Source organism: Mycobacterium sp. TH-M11 (assembly GCF_057473725.1).
In genome coordinates, this window is the sequence record NZ_JBYCLD010000190.1 from 1 (window position 1) to 3,428 (window position 3,428).

4 protein-coding genes are annotated in these 3,428 nt (G+C 66.2%); 3 read left to right on the forward strand and 1 reads right to left on the reverse strand.

Annotated elements, in window-relative coordinates; translation table 11 throughout:
- Positions 1-1,147 (reverse strand): AMP-dependent synthetase/ligase (locus AC2VOG_RS08390; RefSeq protein WP_486939452.1); only part of this gene is annotated, 1,147 nt, incomplete at its 3' end.
- 153 nt (positions 1,148-1,300) lie between these two features.
- Here AC2VOG_RS08390 and AC2VOG_RS08395 point away from each other — a divergent pair.
- From AC2VOG_RS08395 to AC2VOG_RS08405, 3 genes are all read left to right on the forward strand, one after another.
- Complete coding sequence (locus AC2VOG_RS08395) at positions 1,301-1,699, forward strand: polyketide cyclase / dehydrase and lipid transport (RefSeq protein ID WP_486939453.1); 399 nt, start codon at positions 1,301-1,303, stop codon at positions 1,697-1,699.
- A gap of 90 nt (positions 1,700-1,789) precedes the next feature.
- Positions 1,790-2,227, forward strand: coding sequence for an SRPBCC family protein (locus AC2VOG_RS08400; RefSeq protein WP_486939454.1), 438 nt, complete (start codon positions 1,790-1,792; stop codon positions 2,225-2,227).
- A 22-nt stretch (positions 2,228-2,249) separates the two neighbouring features.
- Positions 2,250-3,428: ArsA family ATPase (locus AC2VOG_RS08405; protein WP_486939455.1), on the forward strand; the 1,179-nt coding region annotated here is incomplete at its 3' end.

Sequence of the window (3,428 nt, forward strand, 5' to 3'; positions counted from 1 at the left end):
CCGCACTCGTCTCGGTCAGCCCGTAGCCTTCGTAGACGTTCAGCCCGACGCCGCGGTAGAAGTGGCCCAACCTGGCGCCCAGCGGAGCGCCGCCGGACACCGATGCGCGGCAGTTGCCGCCGAGCGCGGCGCGCAGCTTGTGGTAGACGAGCTTGTCGAACAGCGCATGCTTGGCCCGCAGCAGCAGAGCGGGGCCGCCGCTGTCCTGCGCTTCGCTCCAGTCGACCGCGGTCTGCGCGGCCATCTCGAAGATGCGGCCCTTGCCGTCGCTGGCCGCATTCTGTGCCGCGGTGTTGTAGACCTTCTCGAACACTCGCGGCACCGACACCACCACCGTCGGCTTGAACACCCCGAACATCGGCACCAGATTTTTGATGTCGCTGGTGAATCCCACGGTCACCTTGTTGTGGAACGCGCACAGCGTCAGCGCACGGGCCAACACGTGAGCCAGCGGCAGGAAAATCAGCAGCCGCTCGCCCTTTTTCAGCAGCGTCGGCAGCACCTCCTTGGTTCCGCGGGTCTCATAAACCAGGTTCGCGTGCGTCAGCTGGCAGCCCTTCGGGCGACCGGTGGTGCCCGAGGTGTAGATCAACGTCGCGGGGTCTTCGCTGCGCAGCGCCTCGACGCGGGCGGTGAGTTCGGCCGGATCGACCGATGCGCCCTCCTCGTCGAGTTGGTCGAGCGCCTTGGGGCCTGACCCGTCGATGTGCAGCACTCGCCGCAGCTCGGGCAGGTCGCCGGCCAGCTCGGAGATGATCTTTGCGTGAGCGTCGGACTCGGCGAACGCCACCACCGCGGCCGAATCGCTCAGCACCCAGCGCACCTGCTCGGCCGAGGAAGTCTCGTAGATCGGAACGGTGACCGCCCCGGCAGCGAGGATTGCCTGGTCGAGGATCGTCCATTCGTAGCGGGTCGCCGAGAAGATGGCCACCCGGTCGCCCGCGCGCACCCCTTGCGCGATCAGGCCCAGTGCCGTCGAACGAATTTGGGCGGCAGCCTGTGCGCACGTCACGTCGGTCCAGACTCCGTCGACCAGACGGTTGAAGATCACCGCATCAGGGTCATCGCGCTCGTGCTCGAACACCGTGGAAACGATGTTGTCGTGCTCACCGACAGTGAACCCGGCGGGAACGGTCAATTCGCGCACTCTTTTTCGACCTCGCTTCGGTGATGACAGGCAAACAGGATTACAGGCAAACAGCAGCTCGATAAGACTATCCGGTGGTGCTGCGCGGCCCGGCGGGCCCGCTGATGAGCGGGCGATTCCCGGCCCGTGCCGCGGTATGTGAAGCTATTGGCCGTGCACAGCGTTCAGATTGCCGACGAGACCTACGTCGCCGCCGATCCGGCACGCATCGGCGCCACCGTGGGCGATCCGTCCAACTGGCGGAGGTGGTGGCCCGATCTGCGCCTGGAGGTCACCCAGGATCGCGGTCCGCAAGGCGTTCGGTGGGCGGTGGCAGGCCCGCTGACCGGCACGATGGAAATCTGGCTCGAGCCGATGCTGGGTGGTGCACTGCTGCACTACTTTCTGCACGCCGAGCCGACCGGAGTGACGCCCACGCAACTGGCCAGGCTCAACCTCGCGAGAATGACGCATCGGCGCCGGGTCGCGGGCAAAAAGATGGCCTTCGAAGTGAAGTCGACGCTGGAGAGCTCTCGCCCGGTCGGGGTTTCTCCGGTGCTTGACCAGGCCTGAGCCCGGCCGGGGAGTACCGTTTCTGCCGTGGGCGGCGGTTCGAGCCCCGAGCCGCGCAGCGCGGAGTAAGCGGAGTAAGGAAGAGACTAGGTGGCGGAGAAGACGGCCCAGACGATCTACATCGACGCGGACCCCGGCACGGTGATGGATGTGATTGCCGACATCGGCTCCTATCCCGACTGGGTATCGGAATACAAAGAAGCCGAGGTCCTGGAATCTGACTCCGCGGGCAACCCGAAGGTGGCGCGCCTGGTGCTGGACACCAGCGTCCTCAAAGACACCCTGGTGCTGTCCTACACGTGGCCCAAAGACCGTAAGTCGGTCGCCTGGTCACTGGTCTCCAGTTCGCTGCTCAAATCGCTGGACGGTGTATATCGCCTGGCGCCCAAGGGATCTGGAACCGACGTAACCTATGAGTTGACGGTCGACCTGGCGATACCGATGATCGGGCTGCTCAAGCGGAAAGCTGAGCGCAGGCTGACCGACACCGCGTTGAAAGATCTGAAGAAACGAGTCGAGGCTGAGTGAGCCCGGGTGAATCTGCGTGAACCTGGCTGAATCAGTAGCGCCCTGCTCTACCCGGATAAGTCTTTTCGTCGGCAAGGGCGGGGTGGGAAAGTCCACTCTGGCGGCCGCGACGGCCGTGCATGAAGCGCGCGCGGGCCGGCGTGTGCTGCTGGTCTCCACCGACCAGGCGCACTCGCTGGGCGATGTGCTCGGCGTGGTAATCGCCCCGAGCGGTCGCGGCGACGCTGTGCGGGTGCTGGCGGATCTCGAAACCGGTTCGCTTGACGCGCTGGCGCTGGACACCCTTTCGCTCCTCGAGGCCCGCTGGCGCACCGTGGTGGAGACCCTCAGTCGGCGATTCCCCGAATCGGAGCTCGGAGATATTGCGCCGGAAGAACTTTCGGCACTGCCCGGCGTTCAGGAAGTGCTCGGCCTGCACGAGGTCGGGGAGCTGGCCCGGTGTGGGCGATGGGATCACCTGGTGGTCGACTGCGCGTCAACCGCCGACGCACTGCGGATGCTGACACTGCCGGCGACTTTTGCGCTCTACGTCGAGCGCGCATGGCCGCGACACCGACGCCTCTCCGCCGGCGCCGACGATGCGCGGTCGACCGCCGTCGTCGAGTTGCTCGAACGCATCAGCGGTAGCGTCGAAAAGCTCAGCGCACTGCTGACCGATGGCACGCGGGTCGGCGCGCACCTGGTGCTCACCGCGGAGCGAGTGGTGGCGGCTGAGGCGATCCGGACACTGGGCTCGCTGGCGCTGATGGGCGTGCGCATTGAGGAACTCATCGTCAACCAGATTCTGATGCAAGACGATTCCTACGAGTACCGCAATCTGCCGGCGCACCCGGCATTCGACTGGTATTCGGAGCGGATCAGTGAGCAGCGCACGGTGCTCGACGAACTCGACGCCGCGATCGGCGACGTCGCGCTGGTCCTCACACCACATCTGGCCGGTGAGCCGATCGGCGCCAAGGCGTTGGCCGAACTGCTGGACAGCGCGCGCCGCAGGGACGGGTCGGCGCCGCCGGGGCCGCTGCGTCCGATGGTGGATCTGGAATCAGGATCCGGACTCGAGTCGGTCTACCGACTGCGGTTAGAGTTGCCGCAGATCGAGTCCGCAGCGCTCACCCTGGGCCGGGTCGGCGACGACCTCATCATCGGCGCCGGCGGCATGCGCCGCAGGGTTCGGCTGGCGTCCGTTCTGCGGCGGTGCACG